The sequence below is a fragment of the Nocardioides scoriae genome (assembly GCF_900104965.1).
Taxonomy (GTDB): Bacteria; Actinomycetota; Actinomycetes; order Propionibacteriales; family Nocardioidaceae; genus Marmoricola; species Marmoricola scoriae.
The window spans coordinates 3,577,913-3,599,381 of the sequence record NZ_LT629757.1 but is presented as its reverse complement, the minus strand read 5'-3'; the positions used below and the strand labels follow the sequence as shown (position 1 = coordinate 3,599,381).

At 74.5% G+C, this 21,469-nt stretch carries 20 protein-coding genes; 12 read left to right on the top strand and 8 right to left on the bottom strand.

Annotated features, from left to right (window positions below):
- Window positions 1–28: 28 nt before the first annotated feature.
- A complete protein-coding gene (locus BLU55_RS17045; protein WP_091732185.1) occupies window positions 29–919 on the bottom strand; it encodes an AAA family ATPase in 891 nt (296 codons plus the stop codon).
- A gap of 10 nt (window positions 920–929) precedes the next feature.
- Window positions 930–1,970 carry an aminoglycoside phosphotransferase family protein gene (locus tag BLU55_RS17040; RefSeq protein WP_157682927.1) on the bottom strand — a complete coding sequence of 347 codons (1,041 nt, stop codon included), beginning with the start codon at window positions 1,968–1,970 and terminating at the stop codon, window positions 930–932.
- Between the two features lie 100 nt (window positions 1,971–2,070).
- Here BLU55_RS17040 and BLU55_RS17035 point away from each other — a divergent pair, with 100 nt between their 5' ends.
- Both BLU55_RS17035 and BLU55_RS17030 read left to right on the top strand, forming a co-directional pair.
- Window positions 2,071–2,364: a hypothetical protein gene (locus BLU55_RS17035; RefSeq protein WP_091732179.1), complete on the top strand. Its 294-nt coding sequence runs from the start codon at window positions 2,071–2,073 to the stop codon at window positions 2,362–2,364.
- A gap of 3 nt (window positions 2,365–2,367) precedes the next feature.
- Complete coding sequence (locus BLU55_RS17030; protein WP_091732177.1) at window positions 2,368–2,751, top strand: DUF2256 and DUF3253 domain-containing protein; 384 nt, start codon at window positions 2,368–2,370, stop codon at window positions 2,749–2,751.
- Here the strand turns inward: BLU55_RS17030 and BLU55_RS17025 are convergent.
- A complete protein-coding gene (locus BLU55_RS17025) occupies window positions 2,735–3,316 on the bottom strand; it encodes a nucleotidyltransferase family protein (protein WP_231916930.1) in 582 nt (193 codons plus the stop codon). The two genes, BLU55_RS17030 and BLU55_RS17025, sit on opposite strands and share 17 nt — an antisense overlap.
- Before the next feature lie 76 nt (window positions 3,317–3,392).
- Here BLU55_RS17025 and BLU55_RS17020 point away from each other — a divergent pair, with 76 nt between their 5' ends.
- On the top strand, window positions 3,393–4,043 hold the full coding sequence (locus tag BLU55_RS17020) for an alpha-ketoglutarate-dependent dioxygenase AlkB (RefSeq protein WP_091732170.1): 651 nt from the start codon (window positions 3,393–3,395) through the stop codon (window positions 4,041–4,043).
- On the opposite strand, the gene BLU55_RS17015 is transcribed toward BLU55_RS17020, so the two are convergent.
- Complete coding sequence (locus tag BLU55_RS17015; protein ID WP_091732168.1) at window positions 4,040–4,414, bottom strand: winged helix-turn-helix transcriptional regulator; 375 nt, start codon at window positions 4,412–4,414, stop codon at window positions 4,040–4,042. The two genes, BLU55_RS17020 and BLU55_RS17015, sit on opposite strands and share 4 nt — an antisense overlap.
- A 109-nt stretch (window positions 4,415–4,523) precedes the next feature.
- Between BLU55_RS17015 and BLU55_RS17010 the strand changes: the two genes are divergently transcribed.
- The 9 genes from BLU55_RS17010 (at window position 4,524) to BLU55_RS16970 (ending at window position 16,855) form a co-directional block, all read left to right on the top strand.
- The gene (locus BLU55_RS17010) at window positions 4,524–5,174 is read left to right on the top strand and encodes an FMN-dependent NADH-azoreductase (protein WP_091732165.1); all 651 of its coding nucleotides are present in this window, start codon (window positions 4,524–4,526) and stop codon (window positions 5,172–5,174) included.
- Window positions 5,175–5,359: 185 nt separating this feature from the next.
- Entirely contained in the window at window positions 5,360–6,856 is a 1,497-nt protein-coding gene (locus BLU55_RS17005) for an MFS transporter (RefSeq protein ID WP_091732162.1), read from the top strand.
- Between the two features lie 6 nt (window positions 6,857–6,862).
- Entirely contained in the window at window positions 6,863–9,004 is a 2,142-nt protein-coding gene (locus BLU55_RS17000) for a molybdopterin oxidoreductase family protein (RefSeq protein ID WP_269457925.1), read from the top strand.
- On the top strand, window positions 9,001–10,407 hold the full coding sequence (locus BLU55_RS16995; RefSeq protein WP_231916929.1) for an FAD-dependent oxidoreductase: 1,407 nt from the start codon (window positions 9,001–9,003) through the stop codon (window positions 10,405–10,407). The genes BLU55_RS17000 and BLU55_RS16995 overlap by 4 nt, the downstream gene beginning before the upstream one ends.
- A 70-nt stretch (window positions 10,408–10,477) precedes the next feature.
- Window positions 10,478–13,045, top strand: coding sequence for a nitrite reductase large subunit NirB (gene nirB / locus BLU55_RS16990; RefSeq protein WP_091734152.1), 2,568 nt, complete (start codon window positions 10,478–10,480; stop codon window positions 13,043–13,045).
- Entirely contained in the window at window positions 13,042–13,470 is a 429-nt protein-coding gene (gene nirD / locus BLU55_RS16985) for a nitrite reductase small subunit NirD (protein WP_091732160.1), read from the top strand. The genes nirB and nirD overlap by 4 nt, the downstream gene beginning before the upstream one ends.
- The gene (locus BLU55_RS16980) at window positions 13,467–14,642 is read left to right on the top strand and encodes a uroporphyrinogen-III synthase (RefSeq protein ID WP_231916928.1); all 1,176 of its coding nucleotides are present in this window, start codon (window positions 13,467–13,469) and stop codon (window positions 14,640–14,642) included. Before nirD ends, BLU55_RS16980 begins: the two co-directional genes overlap by 4 nt.
- 70 nt (window positions 14,643–14,712) lie before the next feature.
- Entirely contained in the window at window positions 14,713–15,399 is a 687-nt protein-coding gene (locus BLU55_RS16975; protein WP_091732157.1) for a sirohydrochlorin chelatase, read from the top strand.
- Between the two features lie 136 nt (window positions 15,400–15,535).
- A complete protein-coding gene (locus BLU55_RS16970; protein WP_091732152.1) occupies window positions 15,536–16,855 on the top strand; it encodes an MFS transporter in 1,320 nt (439 codons plus the stop codon).
- Window positions 16,856–16,865: 10 nt separating this feature from the next.
- On the opposite strand, the gene BLU55_RS16965 is transcribed toward BLU55_RS16970, so the two are convergent.
- The 4 genes from BLU55_RS16965 to BLU55_RS16950 all read right to left on the bottom strand — a co-directional run bounded on the left by BLU55_RS16965 (window position 16,866) and on the right by BLU55_RS16950 (window position 21,467).
- Window positions 16,866–17,279: a DoxX family protein gene (locus tag BLU55_RS16965; protein WP_231916927.1), complete on the bottom strand. Its 414-nt coding sequence runs from the start codon at window positions 17,277–17,279 to the stop codon at window positions 16,866–16,868.
- A complete protein-coding gene (locus BLU55_RS16960) occupies window positions 17,276–17,782 on the bottom strand; it encodes an SRPBCC family protein (RefSeq protein WP_091732149.1) in 507 nt (168 codons plus the stop codon). The genes BLU55_RS16965 and BLU55_RS16960 overlap by 4 nt, the downstream gene beginning before the upstream one ends.
- A 316-nt stretch (window positions 17,783–18,098) precedes the next feature.
- Window positions 18,099–19,730: a chaperonin GroEL gene (gene groL / locus BLU55_RS16955; protein ID WP_091732147.1), complete on the bottom strand. Its 1,632-nt coding sequence runs from the start codon at window positions 19,728–19,730 to the stop codon at window positions 18,099–18,101.
- Between the two features lie 228 nt (window positions 19,731–19,958).
- Window positions 19,959–21,467 carry an APC family permease gene (locus BLU55_RS16950; RefSeq protein WP_231916926.1) on the bottom strand — a complete coding sequence of 503 codons (1,509 nt, stop codon included), beginning with the start codon at window positions 21,465–21,467 and terminating at the stop codon, window positions 19,959–19,961.
- Between the last annotated feature and the right edge of the window lie 2 nt (window positions 21,468–21,469).

Genomic DNA, 21,469 nt, shown 5'->3' with positions numbered 1-21,469 from the left:
CGGGGCCTGCCTCGTGCCGGCCGTCACCTCAGCCCGCCAGCATCCGGTCGAGGGCCTGCTTCACGCGGTCGGTGTCCTCGCGGTACTTCACGACGGCCCCCAGCGTGCGCGACGCCGTGTCGAGGTCGAGCTCCTCGGCGCCCAGGCGCTGCAGCGCCCGCGCCCAGTCGAGGGTCTCCGCGACGCCGGGCGGCTTGAGCAGCGACTCCGAGCGCAGCTGCTGCACCACGTGGGCCACCTGCGCGCCGAGCCGCTCGCTGACCTCGGGCAACCGGCTGCGCACGATCGCCACCTCGCGCTCCAGGCCGGGGTGGTCGATCCAGTGGTAGAGGCAGCGGCGCTTGAGCGCGTCGTGCAGCTCGCGGGTCCGGTTGGAGGTCAGCACCACCAGCGGCGGCGTCGCCGCGGTCACGGTGCCGAGCTCGGGGATGCTCACCGACCAGCTCGAGAGCACCTCGAGCAGGAACGCCTCGAACTCGTCGTCGGCCCGGTCCACCTCGTCGACCAGGAGCACCGCCGGCGCCTCGCGCAGCGCCTGCAGCACCGGCCGGGCCAGCAGGAACCGCTCGTCGAACAGCGACTTCTCGGCCTCGCCCGCGTCGAAGCCCCCGGCCTCCCGGCCCGACGACGCCGCGGCCTCGAGGGTGCGCAGGTGCAGGATCTGGCGGGGGAAGTCCCAGTCGTAGAGCGCCTGGCTGGCGTCGATCCCCTCGTAGCACTGCAGCCGGATCAGGGGCACGCCGCGCAGCTCGGCGAGCGCCTCGGCCAGCGCGGTCTTGCCCGTGCCCGGCTCGCCCTCGAGCAGCAGCGGGCGCTGCATCGACCCCGCGAGGAAGACGACCGTCGCCAGGTCGTCGTCGGCGAGGTAGCCGGTCGTCGCGAGCGCAGCCGTGACCGCGTCGGGAGAAGTGAGCTCCATGTGACGCAGGTTACGGACGCCCGGTTGGTCCGGGGTTGGGTCCCGCCGAGCGGGACGACGGGGGTGGGTCGAGGAGGAGCTCGGCGGTGCGCAGGAAGCGGCTGCCGAGGTCGTGGGCGCCGAACCCGCAGACGTACAGGCCGGTGGACACGCGCTCGAGGAAGGCCCAGGCCCAGATCCGGTCGCGGTCGCAGCCGGAGCGCTCGGCGACGCGGTCGCACCAGGCCTCGAGGAGCGGGCGACCACCGGCCTCGAGGCGGGCGTTCCACTCGCGCAGCGTCACCCCCAGGTCGTACGCCGGGTCGCAGGCGAAGCCGTCCGGGTCGACCAGGACGTGGCCCGAGGACGGGACGGGCGCACCGACCCGCGGCTCCGGGACCCGCAGCGCGTTGGCCGGGTGGGCGTCCCCGTGCACGACGACCTCGCCGTCGGGCCCGGGGTCGGCCAGCCGCTCGGCGCACGTCAGCGCCTGCCGCCGCACGTCGGGCCGGCAGGCACCGCCCAGCCGGTCGTCGGTCGTCGCGACCAGCCGGGCCAGCTGCCGCGCCCTCGGCTCCCCGCCCGGACCGCTCGACCCGCCCGTCCCCACGGCCGCCACCGGGACCGTCCAGGCCTCCCGCAGGGTGTCCACCAGCACGTCGAGCACGACCTCGGGCTCGGCCGGCGCCTGCTGCAGCGAGCGGCCGAGCGACTCGAGCAGCAGCGCGCGGTGCTCGGGGGCGTCGTCGTGGAGCAGGGCGTAGCCCCGTCCTCCCGCTGCCCGCAGCACCGCCGCCTCCGCCTCGAGCGGCTGCTCCTCGTCGAGGTCGGGGACGCCGACCTTGACCACCCGGGCCTCGCCGGACGGCGTCCGCCCGCGCACGACGTACGACGCGCTGCCGCCGGGCAGCGGGCGCTCCCAGGTCAGCTCCCAGCGCTCGGCCAGCTCGTCGAGCACGCGCGGCAGGTCGGCCAGCCAGGCCCGCCCGGGCTCCCCCAGCGAGGCCACCTTGCGTCGGGTCAGCGGCTGCAGCCGGACCACGCCGGTGGCCCCGGGGCCGTGTCGCTCCACGGGGGAGATCATCCACCTGCGGGGTCTTCGGAGCCCCGGTACCGTCGAGAGCGGCGCCCACCGTCGAGCGCCGACGCCCCCTCACCTCGATCGAGTGCCCATGAGCGACCTGTCCCCCGCCCGCCCCCAGCCCGACCCCCGTCGGGTCGTCGCCGGCGGCTCGTCCGCGGCGTACCACCCCCTGACGATGCGGCTGTTCATCGGCTCCGGCGTGCTCGTGCTCGGCTTCGCGCTGCTCAGCCCGCTGCTCGGACCGGCAGCGCTGCCGCTGGCCGTGCTCGCCTCGCTGGTCACCACGCTGGGTCTCTCGCGCTCGTTCATCAGCCACGACGGCTGGCGCGCGATCGGCGCGGCGACGGTGGTGCTCTCGGGCCTCGTGGTCTGGATCTCCTGACCCGTGGCCGCCCCGCCCGAGGACAAGACCTGCGCGTCGTGCGGGCGCCGCATCGAGTGGCGCAAGAAGTGGGAGCGCGACTGGGACCAGGTCCGCTACTGCTCGACGGGCTGCCGCCGCCACGGCGTCACCGCCCAGGACGAGCAGCTCGAGCAGGCGATCCTCGACCTGCTCGCGAAGCGCAAGGGCGGCGCCACCATCTGCCCGTCCGACGCCGCGCGCGTGGTGGGGCCGGCCGAGGACGAGGGCTGGCGCGAGCTGATGGAGCCCGCCCGCCGCGCGGCCCGCAGGCTCGTGGCCGCCGGCCGGGTCGAGATCACCCAGGGCGGTCGGGTCGTGGACCCGTCGACCGCCAAGGGCGCCATCCGGATCAGGAAGGCCCGCTGAGGCGCTGCCGCCCGAGCTCCTGCGGGGTGTCGACGTCGACGCCCGCCGCGAGGTCGCCGCACTCGACCAGCACGACGTCGCGCGCCCGGAGGTAGTCGCGGGCGCCCTGGTCGCCCGCCGCCGAGTCGGCCACGCCCGCCCAGTGGTCGCGACCGAGCAGGACGGGGTGGCCCGGCACCGCGTCGTACGCCGCCCGCGCGAGGACGCCCGCCTCCCCCGGCACCGCGAGCAGGCGCGCCACCACCTCGGCCGTGACGTCCGGCAGGTCGACCAGCGTCACCACGCAGCGCCGCGACCCGCCGTCGGCGAGCGCCCGCAGACCGGTGCACAGCGAGGCACCCATGCCCTGCTCCCAGTCCTCGGCCACCACCACGCGCGGACCGGGCGGCACCAGCGGCCGGGCCCGGTCGGCCTGCGCCCCGAGCACCACGACCACCTCGTCGCACCCGGCGAGCGAGGCCACCGCGCGGGGCAGCCAGCCCTCGACCAGCGCCTTGGGCCGCCCCATCCGCCGACCGGCTCCCGCGGCCAGCAGCAGTCCCGTCGTCCGCGATCGCCCGTCCACGGGTCGATGATGGCACTGCCGCGCGACGCCGGACGAGGTTCGCACACGTGTTCGAACGGCGTGCTAGCGTCGCTCCATGAGCGTGGACTTCCAGGCCTCCCTCTTCGGCTCCCTCGACACCGACCCCGCGACCGACACCCAGGTCGGCGTCGGTCCCCTGGCCGGGCGCGTGCAGCGCACGACGCTGGGCCACGGCGCCTGGATCGACGTGCTGCCCGGGTGGTTCGCGGGCGCCGACGCCGTCTTCGCCGACCTCGTCGCGGCCGTCCCGTGGCGCGCCGAGCGACGCCAGATGTACGACGCCGTCGTCGACGTCCCCCGGCTGGTCCACACCTACGGCATCGCCGAGGCGCTGCCCCACCCCGCGCTGGTCGAGGCCCGCGACGCGCTGTCGGCCCACTACGCCCCCGAGCTCGGCGAGCCCTTCGTGACGGCCGGCTGCTGCTACTACCGCGACGGGCGCGACTCGGTCGCCTGGCACGGCGACGACCTGGGACGCGGACGCACCCAGGACACGATGGTCGCGATCGTGTCGTTCGGCTCCCCCCGCAAGCTGCAGCTGCGCCCGGTCGGCGGCTCGGTCGCGGTCAGCCACGCGCTGGGCCACGGCGACCTGGTCGTGATGGGCGGCTCGTGCCAGCGCACCTGGGAGCACGCCGTGCCCAAGACCGCGCGTCCGGTCGGCCCGCGCATCAGCGTGCAGTTCCGCCCGCGCAACGTCTTCTAGCAGCCGCCGCCCGGCGGCGCCGGGGCGTCGAGGTGCTCGCGCGCCCACGCCATCAGGTCCTGCAGCACGGGCACCAGGGCCTCCCCGCGCGGCGCCAGGTGGTAGCGCACCGACACCGGCGGCCCCTCGTCGACCTCGCGCACCACGAGCCCGGCCGCCGTCAGGCCCGCCAGGCGCTCGGCCAGCACCGAGTCGCTGATGCCCGTGGCCCGGCGCACCTCGGCGAAGCCGGCGGCGCCGTCCATGAGGGACCCGAGGATGACGCCGTTCCAGCGCTTGCCCAGCAGCTCGAAGGCGTGCGACAGGGCGGCGTCGCAGGCCGGCGCGGAGTGCTCCGCTGCCCGCGCTCCCGCTGCGACGTCCCCGGCCATGGCCGAAGGATAGAGGACCCGGGAACAAGACTTCGTGTGACGATGTTGCTTCTGATTTGAAAGCGTCGTCACGCCGACGGCGCCCCGGAACCCGACCCAGGAGACCCCCATGACCCTGCTGCGCATCGACGCGAGCATCCTGCCCGCCACGTCCTCCAGCCGCGAGATCGCCGACATCGTCGAGCAGGAGTGGACCACCACCCACCCGCACGACGAGGTCGTCCGCCGCCACCTCGGCTCGCAGCCGCTGCCGGCACAGGCGTGGGCCGACGCGGTCACCGCGGCCTTCACCCCCGAGGACCAGCGCACCGAGGGCCAGCAGCGTGCCGTCGCCCTCGCCGCCGAGCTGGTCGAGGAGCTCACCAGCGCCGACGCCGTGCTCCTGGCCGTGCCGCTCTACAACTTCGGCGTCTCCCAGCACGTCAAGGCCTGGATCGACCTGGTCATCGCCGGCTCCGAGGCGGGGGCGCCGCTGCTCGAGGGCACCCCGGTCGTGCTCGCCACCGTCCGGGGCGGGTCGTACGCCGCGGGCACCCCGCGCGAGGGCTGGGACCACTCCACGGCGTACCTGCGCCGCATCCTCGAGGACGTCTGGCAGGCCGACCTGACCCTGGTCGAGCGGGAGTTCACCCTCGTCGGCGTCAACCCGGCGCTCGACGCGTTCACCGACCAGGCCGCCGAGATGCAGGAGCAGGCCTTCTCCGCGGCCCGCGAGGCCGGCGCCGCCCTGGGCGTGCCCGCGGAGGACCTCGCCTCCTGAGGCGCACCCCGGCGCCGCTGCGGCGCCGCACGTGAGTGAGGTCGTGAGGCGCGTGAGCCCGTGAGGACAAGTTGACGCAGGCGTCTCGTCGCGCGTGACGGACCCGAAACACACGACGACGAGCGTGGGCCCTCCCCGAGCAGACCGGCCGACCGACCGCGGCCGAACTCCCAGGAGAGCGCACCATGGCCACGACGCACTCGCAGCCCGACCTCACCGCGGCGCCGCAGCCCACCCCACCCAGCCCCCGCCGCACCGGGCGCTGGATCGACGACTGGCGTCCCGAGGACACCGGCTTCTGGGAGGACGGCGGCCGCCAGGTCGCCCGTCGCAACCTGGTCTGGTCGATCTTCGCCGAGCACCTCGGCTTCTCGGTCTGGCTGATCTGGAGCGTCAGCTCGGCGTTCCTGGTCGCCCAGGGCTTCGCCTTCACGCCGCAGCAGCTGTTCTTCCTGGTGGCGCTGCCCAACCTGGTCGGCTCCCTGCTGCGCCTGCCCTACACCTTCGCGGTCCCGGTCTTCGGCGGCCGCAACTGGACGATGATCAGCGCGGCCATGCTCCTGGTCCCGACGGTCGGGTTCGCGATCGCGGTCGGCAACCCCGACACCCCCTACTGGGCGTTCTGCCTCATCGCCGCCACGGCGGGCTTCGGCGGCGGCAACTTCGCCAGCTCGATGGCCAACATCAACTTCTTCTACCCGGCCGCCAAGAAGGGCGCCGCGCTCGGCCTCAACGCCGCCGGCGGCAACCTCGGCGTCTCGCTCATCCAGTTCTTCCTGCCCGTCGTCGTCGGCGGCGCCGGCGTCTTCGGCCTCGTCAAGGCCAGCGAGGGCGGCATCCACCTGGAGCGGGCCGGCTGGCTGTACGCCGCCCTGGCGATCGCCGCGACCGTCGCGGCGTACCTGTGGATGGACAACCTGGGCACCGCCCGGTCCAAGCCGCGCGAGCAGCTCCGGGTCGTCAGCGAGAAGCACACCTGGGTGATGGCGATGCTCTACATCGGCACCTTCGGCTCCTTCATCGGCTACTCCGCCGCGATGCCGCTGCTCATCAAGCTCACCTTCTGGGTGCCCGAGCCGGCCCCGCTCGGCACCGGCATCTACTTCGCCTACTTCGCCTTCCTCGGCGCCCTCGTGGGCTCCCTGACCCGGCCCCTCGGCGGCTGGCTGGCCGACCGGCACGGCGGCGCGCGCGTGACGCTCGGCGCCTTCGCCGGGATGATCGTGTTCACCCTCGGCGTGCTGGTCACGCTGCTGCAGCTGACGCCCAACCCGACCGCGGACCCCGGCATCGCCGCCGACAACCAGCGCTGGTTCCCGATCTTCCTGGGGTTCTTCCTGCTGGTCTTCGCCTCCACCGGCATCGGCAACGGCTCGACCTACAAGATGATCCCGGCGATCTGGCGGTCGCGGGCCGTCGCGACCACCACCGAGGGCACGCCCGAGCAGAGCCGCGCGCTGCTCACCTCGACCCAGCAGGCCTCGGCCGCGCTCGGCGTCATCGGCGCCGTCGGCGCCCTGGGCGGCTTCCTGATCCCGCTGGCCTTCAGCGCCCCGTGGGTCGAGAGCCCGCTGTCGGCGACCACCGGCGCGTTCGTGGTCTTCGCCGGCTACTACGTGGTGTGCGCGGTCGTCGTGTGGGCGGTCTACCTGCGCCGCTCCGCCACCGCCGACCGGGTCTGAGCAGCCGTGCCCCAGACGCGCACCCACTGCCCCTACTGCTCGCTGCAGTGCGGCATGACCCTTCGAGACGGGCGCGGAGCGCCCTCCTCAGGGGCCGGGGGCGGGCGCGGAGCGCCCTCCTCGGGGACCGGGGGCGGGCGGGGGACGCTCGAGGTGCTGGCCTGGCCGGAGTTCCCGGTCAACGAGGGCGGGCTGTGCCGCAAGGGCTGGACGGCGACGGGGCTGCGCGGGCACCGCGAGCGGCTGACCACGCCGCTGGTGCGCGACCGGTCGACCGGTGAGCTCCGGGCGGTCGGCTGGGACGAGGCCCTCGACCTGGTCGCCTCCCGGCTGCTCGCGCTGCAGGCCGAGTCGGGCCGGGACGCGGTGGGCGTCTTCGGGGGCGGCGGGCTGACCAACGAGAAGGCCTACCAGCTGGGCAAGCTCGCCCGGGTCGCGCTGGGCACCAGCCAGGTCGACTACAACGGCCGCTGGTGCATGAGCTCGGCCGCCTCGGCGGGCAACCAGGCCTTCGGGATCGACCGCGGGCTGCCGTTCCCGCTGGCCGACCTCGAGCAGACCGACGTGCTGGTCCTGGTCGGCTCCAACCTGGTCGAGACGATGCCGCCCGCCTCGCGCCACCTCGACCGGCTGCGTGCCCGCGGCGGCACCGTCGTGGTCGTCGACCCGCGGCGCACCCCGACCGCCGACCGCGCCGACGTGCTCCTCCAGCCCGTCCCCGGCACCGACCTGGCGCTCGCGCTCGGCGTGCTGCACCTGCTCGACGCGGCGGGCGCCGTCGACGAGGCGTACGTCGCGGAGCGCACCACCGGCTGGGAGGACGTGCGCCGGGTCGCGGCCGGGTGGTGGCCCGAGCGCGTCGAGCGCGTCACCGGCGTGCCGGCCACCGAGCTGCGCGCGCTGGCCACCCTGCTGGCGGGCGCCGGCACCGTCACCGTGCTGACCGCTCGCGGCGCCGAGCAGCACGCGCAGGGCACCGCGACCGTGCTCGGCTGGATCGGCGTCGCGCTGGCGCTCGGGATGCCCGGCAAGCCGCACGCCGGCTACGGCTGCCTCACCGGCCAGGGCAACGGCCAGGGCGGGCGCGAGCACGGCCAGAAGGCCGACCAGCTGCCCGGCTACCGGATGGTCGACGATCCCGCCGCCCGCGCCCACGTCGCCCGGGTGTGGGGGGTGGCGCCGGAGTCGCTGCCGGGCGCCGGCCGCTCGGCGTACGAGCTGCTCGACGCGCTGGGCCGACCCGGCGGTCCCCGCGCGCTGCTCGTCCTCGGCTCCAACATCGTGGTCTCCGCTCCGCGCGCCGGCCACGTCGCCGAGCGGCTCGAGGCGCTCGACCTGCTCGTGGTGTGCGACCTGGTGATGAGCGAGACCGCGGCGCTGGCCGACGTGGTGCTGCCGGTGACCCAGTGGGCCGAGGAGACCGGCACCATGACCAACCTCGAGGGCCGCGTCGTGCTGCGCCAGCAGGCGGTCCCCCCGCCGACCGGCGTCCGCTCCGACCTCGAGGTGATCGCGGCGCTGGCCGAGCGGGTCGGGTCCCCCGTGGCCTTCTCCGCCGACCCCGAGGAGGTCTTCGCCGAGCTCGGCCGGGCCTCCGCGGGCGGGCGGGCCGACTACAGCGGCATCACCTACGACCGGATCCGCGAGGAGCACGGGGTCTTCTGGCCCTGCCCCGCGACCGACCCGGCCGACGCCGGCGCCGCGCCCCACCCGGGCACGCCGCGGCTGTTCGGCGACGCCTTCGCCCACCCCGACGGCCGGGCCCGCTTCGTCGCGGTCGACCACCGGGGCACCGCCGAGCCCACGGACGCGGCGTACCCCCTGCACCTGACGACCGGCCGGGTGCTCGCGCAGTACCAGTCCGGCGCCCAGACCCGCCGCATCCCCGACCTGCCCGACGCCGGGCCGTTCGTCGAGCTGCACCCGATGCTGGCCGCCCGGATCGGTGCCGTCGACGGCCGGCGCGTGGTGGTCACGACCCGCCGCGGCGCGCTCGAGGCGCCGGCACGCGTGGTCGACACCATCCGTCCCGACACCGTCTTCGTGCCCTTCCACTGGGTCGGCGCCAACCGGCTCACCAACGACGCGCTCGACCCGTCGAGCCGGATGCCGGAGTTCAAGGTCTGCGCCGCGGCGGTGCACGCGTGACGGCGCGGCGGATCGTGGTCGTGGGCTCCGGGATGGCCACCACCCGGCTGGTCGAGGGCCTGGTCGAGCGCGGCGTCACCACCACCGACCACGTGACGGTGCTCGGCGACGAGGCGCACGCGCCGTACAACCGGATCCTGCTGTCGGCCGTGCTCGAGGGCACCCACCGGCCGGAGGCGCTGACGCTGCGCTCCCCCGACTGGTACGCCGCCCACGACGTCGACCTGCGCCTGGGCGCCCGCGTCCTCGACGTCGACCGCGAGCGGCGCGAGGTGATGCTCGTCGACGGCCGGCGGTTCGGCTTCGACGTGCTGGTGCTGGCCACCGGGTCGATCCCGAGCCTCCCGCCGATCCGCGGGCTGGTCCGGATGGACGGCACCCTGCACCCGGCCGTGCACGCCTTCCGCAGCCTCGACGACTGCCTGCGCCTCGACGCCGCGGTCGCCGACGCCGAGCGCGCCGTGGTGGTCGGCGGCGGCCTGCTCGGGCTCCAGGTCGCCCGGGCGCTGAGCGTGCGCGGGCTCGCGGTCGAGGTCGTCGAGGGCGGCGAGCACGTGCTGCGCAGCCAGGTCGGCGCGGCGGCGGGCCGGATCATCGCGCGCGACCTGCAGCGGCTCGGCACGGCCGTCTACACCGGCGCCCGGGCCGTGCGGCTCGGCACCGAGGGCGGCGTGACCGGGCTGCGGCTCGACAACGGCTACACCCTCGAGACCGACCTGGTCGTGCTCACCGCCGGCGGCCGGCCCTCGACCGCGCTGGCCAGGCGGGCCGGGCTCACCACCCGCCGGGGCATCGTCGTCGACGACCGGCTCCGCAGCAGCGACGAGACCGTCCACGCCCTGGGCGACTGCGCCGAGCACGAGCAGCAGGTCACCGGCTTCGTGCCGCCGGCCTGGGAGCAGGCCGGCGTGCTGGCCGCCCACCTCGCCGGCGAGGAGGTCACCTACCCCGGGGCCCGCACCGTCGCCCGGCTGCGCGCGACCGACCTCGAGGTCGCGGTGCTGGGCGACCCCGAGACCGCGGTCGGCGAGGTGGTCGAGGTCAGCAACCCCGTCGTCGGCTCCCACCGCAAGCTCGTGGTCCGCGACGGCGTCGTGGTCGCGGCCTCGCTGGTGGGCGACCTGTCGCGGATCGGCCTCATCACCCAGCACTACGACCGCGGCACCGTGCTCGGCCCCACCGAGCCGGGCGAGCTGCTCATGAGCGAGCGCCGCGCCCGGCCCAGCGTGCTGCCCGACGACGCCGAGGTCTGCACCTGCGCCGGCGTCACGGCCGGCGCCGTGCGGGCCTGCCGCTCGCTGGAGCAGGTGCGCGAGACCACCCGCGCCACCACCGGCTGCGGCGGCTGCGCCGAGGCCGTCCGCCAGCTGCTCGCCACCCGCCCCGCCCTCGCCCCCACCTGACCCACCTGCCACCCCTGGCCAGCCCCTGGCCAGCACCCCCGCTGCACCAACCGAAGGGACCCCTCCCGTGATGGCACACCTGCGCAAGACCCTCGTGGTCGTCGGCCACGGCATGGTCGGCCACCGCTTCGTCCAGGCGGCCGTCGAGCGCGGCCTCACCGAGACCCACGACGTCGTGGTCGTCGGCGAGGAGGTGCGGCCGGCGTACGACCGGGTCGCGCTCACCTCCTTCTTCGAGGTCGGCGCCGACGCGCTCTCCCTGCTCCCGACCGGGGCGTACGACGACCCGCGGGTCCGCCTCGTCCTGGGCACCGAGGTCACCGCGGTCGACGTCGGGGCCCGGACGCTGACCTTCGCGACGGGCGAGGAGCTGGCCTACGACGAGCTGGTGCTGGCCACGGGGGCCGCGCCCTTCGTGCCCCCGATCCCCGGCAGGGACCTCGACGGCTGCTTCGTCTACCGCACCGTCGAGGACCTCGAGGCGATCCGCGAGGCCGCCGCCGGAGCGAGGGTCGGTGCCGTGGTCGGCGGCGGCCTGCTCGGGCTGGAGGCCGCCAACGCGCTGGCCCAGCTCGGCCTGGAGACCCACGTGGTCGAGATGGCACCGCGCCTGATGGCGGTGCAGGTCGACGACGCCGGCGGCGCCACCCTGGCCCGCCACGTCGAGCAGCTCGGCCTGGTCGTGCACTGCGGCGCCGCGACGAGCGAGGTGCTCGGCCACGACGGTCGCGTCACCGGCCTGGCGCTCAGGGACGCCGACCCGGTGCCCGCCGAGGTCGTCGTCTTCTCCGCGGGCATCCGCCCACGCGACGCCCTGGCCCGCGGGGCCGGGCTGGCCGTCGCCGAGCGCGGCGGGGTGCTCGTCGACGAGCAGTGCCGCAGCTCGGACCCGCACGTGTGGGCCATCGGCGAGTGCGCCGCGCCCGCCGGCCGGATGTACGGCCTGGTGGCGCCCGGCTACGCCATGGCCGAGGTGGTGGCCGACGCCCTGACCGGCGGCCCGGGCACCTTCACCGGGGCCGACACGTCCACCAAGCTCAAGCTGCTGGGCGTCGACGTGGCCTCCTTCGGCGACGCGTTCGCCACCACTCCCGGCGCGCTCGAGCTGGTCTTCGCCGACGCGGTCGCCGGCGTCTACAAGAAGCTGGTGGTGGCCGAGAGCGACGCCGGCGACGGCTCCCACGTGCTGCTCGGCGGGATCCTGGTCGGCGACGCCACGGCGTACGGCGTGCTGCGGCCGATGGTGGCCTCGGGGATCGCGCTGCCGGAGAACCCCGAGTACCTGATCCTGCCCGCCTCGCGGGGCGGCACCAGCGGTGTCACGCTGCCCGACGAGGCGGTGGTCTGCTCGTGCAACAACGTCACCAAGGGCGAGATCGTCGACCACGTGGCGCGCGACGAGGAGCCGTGCGAGAGCCCGTCGTGCGTGACGGCCTGCTCGGGCGCGGGGAGCACCTGCGGGTCGTGCAAGCCGGTGGTGAAGAAGATCGTCGAGGACTGGTTCGCCGAGCAGGGCCGGGAGGTCGACACCAGCCTGTGCGAGCACTTCGCGATGACCCGGGCCGAGCTCTTCGAGGTGGTGGCCATCCACGGCCACACCCGCTTCGACGACGTCGTCGCGCGCCACGGCACCGGTCGCGGGTGCGAGGTCTGCAAGCCCGCGGTGGCCTCGATCCTGGCCAGCCAGCTCAACCACCACGTGCTCGACGCCGGCAACCGCACCCTGCAGGACACCAACGACGCCTACCTGGCCAACATCCAGAAGAACGGCACCTACTCCGTGGTGCCCCGGATCGCCGGCGGGGAGATCACGCCCGAGAAGCTGATCGTCATCGGCGAGGTGGCCCGCGACTTCGACCTCTACACCAAGATCACCGGCGGCCAGCGCATCGACCTGTTCGGTGCCCGGCTCGAGCAGCTGCCCGCCATCTGGCGCCGGCTGGTCGACGCGGGCTTCGAGTCCGGGCACGCCTACGGCAAGTCGCTGCGCACCGTGAAGTCGTGCGTCGGCTCGACGTGGTGCCGCTTCGGGGTCCAGGACTCGACCAGCCTGGCGATCATGCTCGAGGAGCGCTACCGCGGGCTGCGCTCGCCCCACAAGCTCAAGGGCGGGGTCAGCGGCTGCGCGCGGGAGTGCGCCGAGGCCCGGGGCAAGGACTTCGGCGTGATCGCCACCGAGAAGGGCTGGAACCTCTACGTCGGCGGCAACGGCGGCGCCACCCCGGTCCACGCCCGGCTGCTCGCCGGCGACCTCGACACCGAGACGCTGGTGCGCTACCTCGACCGGTTCCTCATGTACTACGTCCGCACCGCCGACCGCCTGCAGCGCACCGCCCCCTGGGTCGACAGCCTCGAGGGCGGCCTCGACCGGCTGCACGCCGTGGTGGTCGACGACGTCCTCGGCCTCGGGACCGAGCTCGAGGCGGCAATGGCACGCCACGTCGACACCTACTTCGACGAGTGGGCCGCGACCCTGGAGGACCCGGCCAAGCTGGCGCGGTTCGTGTCGTTCGTCAACGCCCCCGAGGTGCCCGACCCGCACATCAGCTTCACCTCCAGCCGCGACCAGGTCCAGCCGGCCGAGAGCCAGGGCCCGGTCTCGCTCGGCGCGACGATCCCCGTGGGAGCCCCCCGATGACGACGCGCCCCTCCCCCGTGGCCGAGCCCGCCGGGCCCGCCACGCCCGCCGGGACCTCCTGGACCCGCGTCTGCCGGGTCGAGGACATCGAGGTCGAGGGCGGGGTCGCCGCCCTCGTCGAGGGCCGGGCCGTCGCGGTGTTCCGCACCCACGCGGGCGAGCTGTTCGCCCTGTCCAACTACGATCCCTTCTCACGGGCGTCGGTGCTCTCCCGCGGCATCGTCGGGTCGAGGACCTTCCGTGGGGAGGCGGTGCCGTTCGTGGCCTCGCCGATGCACAAGCAGGCCTTCGACCTCCGCACCGGCCACAGCCTCGACGACGATGCGGTCCGGGTGCCGACGTACGACGTCCGCGTCGAGGCCGGAGTCGTCCTCGTCGGACCGCAGCGGGAGACCGGCGAGAGCCCGGAGGAGGAGCGCGAGTGAGCCAGACCGGTGGGACGAGCACGACCGACGAGCCGGCCGAGGGACCGGTCGACGCGCCGGTCGTGGGACCCCTCACGGGCTACCGCGTCGGGGTCACCGCCGCCCGCAAGGTCGACGAGCAGGCCGCCCTGCTGACCAGGCGCGGTGCCCAGGTCGTGGTCGCGCCGGCGCTCTCGCTCGACCCGCACCGCGTCGACGACGCGCAGCTGCACGCGGCCACCGAGGACGTGCTGGCCCGCCCGGTCGACCTGTTCCTGGCCACCACCGGCATCGGGATGCGCGCGTGGTTCGAGGCCGCCAAGGGCTGGGGCCTGCTCCGCCGCCTGCTCGACCACCTCGGCGACGCGGAGATCCTCGCGCGCGGGCCCAAGAGCGTCGGCGCGCTGCGCCGCTACGGCCTGCGCGAGCTGTGGGCGCCGGAGTCCGAGGAGTTCGAGGACGTGCTCGACCACCTGCGCGGGCGCGACCTGACCGGCCGCCGGATCGTCGTGCAGGAGCACGGCCAGTCGCTGTCGATGGTCGGCCACGCGCTGCGCCGCCGGGGCGCCGAGGTGAGCACGGTCAGCGTCTACCGCGTGGTCGCGGCCGAGGACCCCGAGCCGATCTTCCGCATGATCGACCTGATCGCCGAGCGCGACCTCGACGCCGTCACCTTCACCTCCGCCCCCGCGGTGGCCGCCCTGATGGACGCCGCGGGCTCGACCGGGCGCCGCGACGAGGTGGTCTCGGCGTTCCAGGCCGACGTCGTCGCGTCGTGCGTCGGCCCGGTCACCTCGGCGGCGTTCGAGATGTGGGGCGTGCCGACGATCTTCCCCGAGCGCTCGCGGCTGGCTGCGATGGTCAAGCAGCTCGAGACCGAGCTGCCCTCGCGGCGCGAGGGCCTGACCCTGGAGCTCGTCGGCGGCCACCAGCTGCTGCTGCACGGCGACGAGGTGCTCGTCGACGGGGTCGAGGTCAAGCTCTCGGCCGCTCCGGCCGCCGTGCTGCAGGCCCTGGTCAGCAACCCCGGCAACGTGATCTCGCGGCAGGCCCTGCTGGCGATGCTGCCCAGCGGCACCGCCGGCTCCGAGCACGCCGTCGAGATGGCCGTGGCCCGGCTGCGCGCCGCCCTGGGCACCCGGTCGGTGCAGACGGTGGTCAAGCGCGGCTACCGCCTGGCCGTGGCCCCGTGACCGGCCCCGTGACCGGCCCCGTGACCGGCCCCGTGACCGGCCCCGTGAGCGGCCGCGCCGGGGCGGCCCGGTGAGCGTCGCGCCGCGCCTGGTGACCGTCGCCCACGGCACCCGCACCGCCTCGGGCAACCTGGTCGCCGCCGAGCTCACCCGGCTCACCGCCGACCGGCTCGGCCTGGAGGCGGTCACCTCCTACGTCGAGCTGTGCGAGCCGCTGCTGGCCGACGTGCTGAAGTCGTCCGCGGCGCCCACGGTCGTGGTGCCGCTGCTGCTCTCGACCGGGTTCCACCTGCGCCAGGACCTGCCCGCGGCCGTGGCGGGCGCCGGCGGGCCGGCCTTCCTCGGCCGCTCCCTCGGCCCCCACGCGCTGCTCGCCGACGCCCAGGTCGAGCAGCTGGTCGCCGCCGGCGCCCGGCCCGGACAGCCGCTGGTGATGGTGGCCGCCGGCTCCAGCGACGTGCTGGCCACCCGCGACCTCGACCGCGCCGCCGAGCTGCTCGCCCGCGCCTGGGGCGGCCCCGTCCGGGTGGCCACCCTGTCCGGCCTCGGCCAGCGGGTCGAGGACGTCGTCCGGCCGGGCGACTGCGTCTCGACGTACCTCCTCGCGGGCGGGTACTTCGCCCGCAAGGCCGCCACCCTCGCCCGCGACGCCGGCGCCCGGGCCGTCGCCGACGTCATCGGCCCCCACCCCCGCGTCGTCGACCTCGTCGTGCGGCGGGCCGACGCGCTCATCGGTGCGGGGTTGCTGGGGGTCTGAGCCGGTGGCGGGTGGCGGGCAGCACGCCGCGAGGTGGCCCGGGGCGGGCACGCTCGGCTAGCCTGGTCGTGCTCAGGGGTTCTGCGCGTCAGTGGTGGGGTGGCGTGCGCCGCACCCGTCGCACCCGGAGCACCGCATGACCCAGCTGACCCCCACCACCCCGGACAGCAGCCACGACGCTGCCGTCCCCGCGCCCGCCGGCCACCCGCCGCGCACCTCGCTGCGGACGGTCCTGGCCTCGGTCGACCGCCCCTTCCTCGCGCTGGACGCCACGGTCCGGTTGCCGACGGCGATGTTCCCGCTCGGCATCCTGCTGTACGTCGCCTCGCTCACCGGCTCCTACGGCCTCGGCGGCCTGGCCGTCGCGGCGCTGAGCATCGGCGGCGGCGTCGGCGGGCCGCTGGTCGGGATCGCCTCCGACCGTTTCGGCCAGCGTCCCGTCGCGCTGGCCGCCACCGCGCTCCAGGTGCTGGCGCTCGGCACGGTCCTGGCGCTCCACGGCACCGAGCCGCTGACCGTGACGGTCGCGCTGGTCGCCGTGGTCGGCCTGGCCAACCCGCAGGCCGGCGCGATGGCCCGCAGCCGCTGGTCGGTGCTCGCGCGGCGGGCACCGGGGGGCCGGCCCGGCGCGGGCCCTGGCCCCGGCGCGGGCCACGACCACCGCGGCTTCGTCTCCTCGGCGATGGCCTTCGAGGGCGCGGTCGACGAGACCATGTTCGTCGTCGGCCCGGTCCTGGTCAGCACGCTGGCCGCGCTGGGGTCGCCCACGCTGGGCCTGGTCGTCGCGCTGGTGCTCGCCGCTGTCACCCAGACCGGCTTCGGTCTGCACCCGAGCGCCCTGCCCGGCCGGGTCCGCACGGACGGCTCGGTGGCGGAGCACCGCGCGCCGCTGCCGACGGCGTACGTCGTGGCGCTGCTCGTGGCGACGGGGTCGGTCGGCCTGGTCTTCGGCGCCACCTCGACCGGGGTCGCGGCGCGGATGGCGCTGGCCGGCACCGACGAGCTGACCGGGCCGGTCTACGCGCTGATGGGCATCGGCTCGGCCGTCACCGGGCTGCTCACCACCCGGCTGCCGCGCGGCTTCGTGCTGGAGCTGCGGATCGCCGTGGCCGGGCTCCTGCTCGTGCTGGCCGGCCTGCTCGCCGCCTCGGTGTCGGCGCCCGTGCCGCTCGCCCTGGCCAACCTGCTGCTGGGCGTGGCCCTCGCGCCGGCGCTGGTCACGTCGTACGCCCTGGCCGACCGGGTCGCCCCGCCCGGTCGCGGCACCACGATGATGACGGCGCTGGCGACCGCCAACGTGGTCGGCGTCGCCGCCGGCTCGGCCGTGGCCGGCCGCCTCGTCGACGGGCCCGGCCCGGGTGCCGCCCTGCTGGTCGACGCCGTCGCCGGTGCGCTCGTGCTCGGTGCGGGACTGGCCGCGCTGGCGCTGGGCCGGCGCAGCACCACCCACGGGTGACCCCAGGGGGTCAGCGCCGACCCGCGCGCCAGGCCCACCAGATGAGCGGCAGCTGCAGCGGCAGGCGCGCGACGGTCCCGGCCAGCCACCCGGCGCTGTCCTCGCCCGCCCGGTAGCCCTGCCACGCATCCACCGTCATCGCGACGTTGGCCGGGAAGATCGCCACCAGCAGGGCCGCCGAGGCCGGTCCGGCGAGCAGCCGGGTGCGTGGCCAGACCAGCCCCGCGGCGCAGAGCAGCTCGGCCACCCCGGAGGCGAGCACCAGCTCGGTCGCGCCGGGCAGCAGGTCCGGCACCATCGGCTCGAACACCGAGGGCCGCACCAGGTGGACCACGCCCGACGCCGCGAACAGGGTCGCGACCAGCCCGGCCCCGATGCCCAGCGGGCCGGGAGCCTGCGCGAGGCGCTCGCGCAGGACGCTCACGCCACCGTCTCGAGGTCGGACTTGAGGGCCGCCAGCGTCCGGGAGATGTTGCGGCGCTGGAAGTCGGAGAACAGCCGGCCCCCGGTCACCGTCTTGTCGAACGCGCCGGCCAGCCAGTCGGGCCAGCCGCGACGGCCGTCGCTCCACGTCTCGGTCACCCGGGTGCCGCCCTCGACGGCAGCGAAGGTGTAGTCCCACCGCGCGATCCGCCCCGGCAGCAGCGGCCGCGACACCGACCCGATCCGGCGCACGTCGAAGCAGAACCGCTCCCCCGGCACCGAGTGCCGCACCACGCACTCGGTCGACCAGCGCGCCCGTCCGCGCCGGTTGGTGCCCTCGAAGACCTCGCCCTCGGTCAGCGGCCGCACCTCCGCGCGGGTGCGGGCCCCGGTGTTCTCCGGGCTCCACCGCGCCATCTGCGTCGGGTCGGCCACCTGGGCCCAGATCGTGGCCGCGTCGGCGGCGATCACGACGCTGTCGCTGACGGTCATCTCGCGGGTCATCAGGCTCCTCGGGTGGATGGATCGGCGGGGGACGGCGGCGGGCGGATCGGGCGGGCGCCGCGTCGGCGTACCCCTGCCTGCGGAGGTCGGTCGCTGCTCGCACGGACCGAGCCGGCGACCCCGCCGCCACTGTCCCACGTCGCCGTACGACGCCCGACTGGACGTCCTTTCCAGCTGCTGGACGTCTGTTGCAACAGACGTCCAGCAGATGATTACCCGGACGTCCGGGTGATCAGCGCCCCCGACGCCACAGGACCCCGACCCGGAAAACCGGATCGGGGCCCTGCGAGTGGAGCTGGTGGAACGGGGGCTGGACTCAGAAGTCCATGCCGCCCATGCCGCCGGACGGGTCGCCACCACCCATGGGGGCGGCCTTCTCCGGCTTGTCGGCCACGACGGCCTCGGTGGTGAGGAACAGCGCGGCGATCGACGCGGCGTTCTGCAGCGCGGAACGCGTGACCTTGGCGGGGTCGATGATGCCCTCGGCGATCATGTCGACGTACTCGCCGGTCGCGGCGTTGAGGCCGTGACCCGGGGTCAGGTTGCGCACCTTCTCCGCCACGACGCCGCCCTCGAGGCCGGCGTTGATGGCGATCTGCTTGAGCGGGGCCTCGGCCGCGAGGCGCACGATGTTGGCACCCGTGGCCTCGTCGCCGACCAGCTCGAGCTTCTCGAACGCCGAGGCGGAGGCCTGGACGAGCGCCACGCCACCGCCGGCGACGATGCCCTCCTCGACGGCCGCCTTGGCGTTGCGGACGGCGTCCTCGATCCGGTGCTTGCGCTCCTTGAGCTCGACCTCGGTGGCCGCGCCGACCTTGATGACCGCGACACCGCCGGCCAGCTTGGCCAGGCGCTCCTGCAGCTTCTCGCGGTCGTAGTCGGAGTCGCTCTTGTCGATCTCGTTGCGGATCTGGTTGACGCGACCGGCGATCTGGTCGGCGTCGCCGATGCCCTCGACGATGGTGGTCTCGTCCTTGGTGACGACGACCTTGCGGGCCTGGCCGAGCAGCTCGATGCCGGTCGACTCGAGCTTGAGGCCGACGTCCTCGGAGATGACCTGGCCACCGGTGAGGATCGCGATGTCCTGCATCATGGCCTTGCGACGGTCACCGAAGCCGGGGGCCTTGACGGCGACCGACTTGAAGGTGCCGCGGATCTTGTTGACGACCAGGGTCGAGAGGGCCTCGCCCTCGATGTCCTCGGCGATGATCAGCAGGGGCTTGCCCGACTGCATGATCTTCTCGAGCAGCGGCAGCAGGTCCTTGACCGTGGAGACCTTGGAGTTGGCGATGAGGATGTAGGGGTCGTCGAGGACGGCCTCCATCCGCTCCGGGTCGGTCATGAAGTACTGCGAGATGTAGCCCTTGTCGAAGCGCATCCCCTCGGTCAGCTCGAGGTCCAGCCCGAAGGTGTTGGACTCCTCGACCGTGATGACGCCTTCCTTGCCGACCTTGTCCATCGCCTCGGCGATGGCCTCGCCGACGATGGCGTCAGCGGCGGAGATCGACGCGGTCGCGGCGATCTGCTCCTTGGTCTCGACGTCCTTGGCCATCCCGAGCAGCTGCGCGGAGACGGACTCGACGGCCTTCTCGATGCCGCGCTTGAGCGCCATCGGGTTGGCGCCAGCGGCGACGTTGCGCAGGCCCTCGCGGACCATGGCCTGGGCCAGGACGGTGGCGGTGGTGGTGCCGTCGCCCGCGACGTCGTCGGTCTTCTTGGCGACCTCCTTGACGAGCTCGGCACCGATCTTCTCGTAGGGGTCCTCGAGCTCGATCTCCTTGGCGATGGACACGCCGTCGTTGGTGATCGTGGGGGCTCCCCACTTCTTCTCGAGGACGACGTTGCGGCCCTTGGGGCCGAGCGTGACCTTGACCGCGTCGGCGAGGGTGTTCATCCCACGCTCGAGACCGCGGCGGGCCTCTTCGTTGAAAGCAATCAGCTTCGGCATGCTCTTGGCGATTCCTCACGCTCAAGTGAATGGATGGCCGACCGCGTCGCCCGCGACGGACGGTCGGGACCGGGCCCGGTGAACCCTTCTCACCGGCGCTGCCTGACCTCGACGGGGACGGCCATGGGATGGTGCCGCTGTCACTCTCGGCATGAGAGTGCCAGCACCCCCATTTTTAGCACTCGCCCTGGTCGAGTGCAAACGTCGGGCCCACCTCGTGGGGACGGCTCAGACGACCTCGTCGCCGCCGAGCCGGGAGGTGACCTCGCGGTCCGAGACGCCGGGTGCGAGCCGCGAGTGGGTGCGGCCGTAGACGAAGTAGATGACCAGGCCCAGCGCGAGCCACACCAGGAACCGCAGCCAGGTCTCGACGGCGAGGCTGGCCATCAGGGCCAGGCACGACAGCGCGGAGGCGGCCGGCAGCCACGGCACCGACGGCGTGCGGAAGGGCCGCTCCATGCGGGGCTTGGTGCGCCGCAGCACCACGACCGCGATCGCGACCACCAGGAAGGCGAACAGGGTGCCGATCGAGACCATCTCGGCCAGCGTGGCCAGCGGGACGAACGCGCCCAGCAGGCACACGGCCGCCGTGGTCGCCAGCGTGATCCGCAGCGGGGTCTGGAAGCGCTCGTGGATGCGGCCGACCGACGCGGGCAGCAGGCCGTCGCGGCACAGCGCGAAGCCGATGCGACCCATGGCGACGATGTCGACCAGGATCACCGAGCTCAGGCCCGCGATGGCGGCGATGTTGATGAGGATCGACGCCCAGCCCAGCCCGACCTGGTCGAAGGCGTCCGAGATCGGCGCCCCCTCGGACAGGCCGGTGTACTTCACCATGCCGGTGATGACGAAGCAGACCCCGAGGTAGAGCACCGTGCAGACCACGAGCGTGCCGATCAGTCCCTTGGGCATGTCCTTGGCCGGCTCCTTGGTCTCCTCGCCGAGGTTGGCCACGGCCTCGAAGCCGCTGTAGGCGAAGAACACGACCGCGGCGGCCACGAACACCCCCGCGACGCCGTACGACGCGGGCTGGATGCCGGTGAGCAGCTGCCACAGCGGCTGCTTGAGGCCGCCGGCGTCCTCGCCGGGCTGGCTGGGGGGCACGAAGGGCTTCAGGTTGGCCGCCTTGACGAAGAACAGCCCCGCGGCGATGACGAAGACGCAGACGCTGACCTTGATCACGACCAGGGCGTTGGTGACCAGCTTGGACTCGCGGATGCCCACGGCCGCGACCACGCCGAGGACCAGCGCGATCGCCACGGCCCCCAGGTTGACCACGGAGTTCTCCTCGCCGAAGAACGCCTGGGGCAGCCCGAACAGCTGCTGCAGGTAGCCCGACCAGCCGCGGGCCACCACGGCCGCGCCGAGCGCGAACTCCAGGATCAGGTCCCAGGCGATGATCCAGGCGAAGATCTCGCCGATGGTCGTGTAGGCGTAGGTGTAGGAGCTGCCCGCGGTCGGCACGGCTGCGGCCAGCTCGGCGTAGCACAGCGCCGCCAGCATGCTGACGACGCCGGCGATGGCGAAGGAGATGACGATCGCGGGACCCGCGTGGTTCTTGGCCTCCGTGCCGGTGAGGGTGAAGATCCCGGTGCCGATGACGATGCCGATCCCGAACCCCATCAGGTCCCAGGCGCTCAGCCGCTTGGCGAGGCCCTGACCGGCGTGGGCCTCGTCGTTCTGGTGCAGGACGGTCTCGATGTCCTTGGTGCGGGTCACCCCGGTCTTGTCGCTCACCC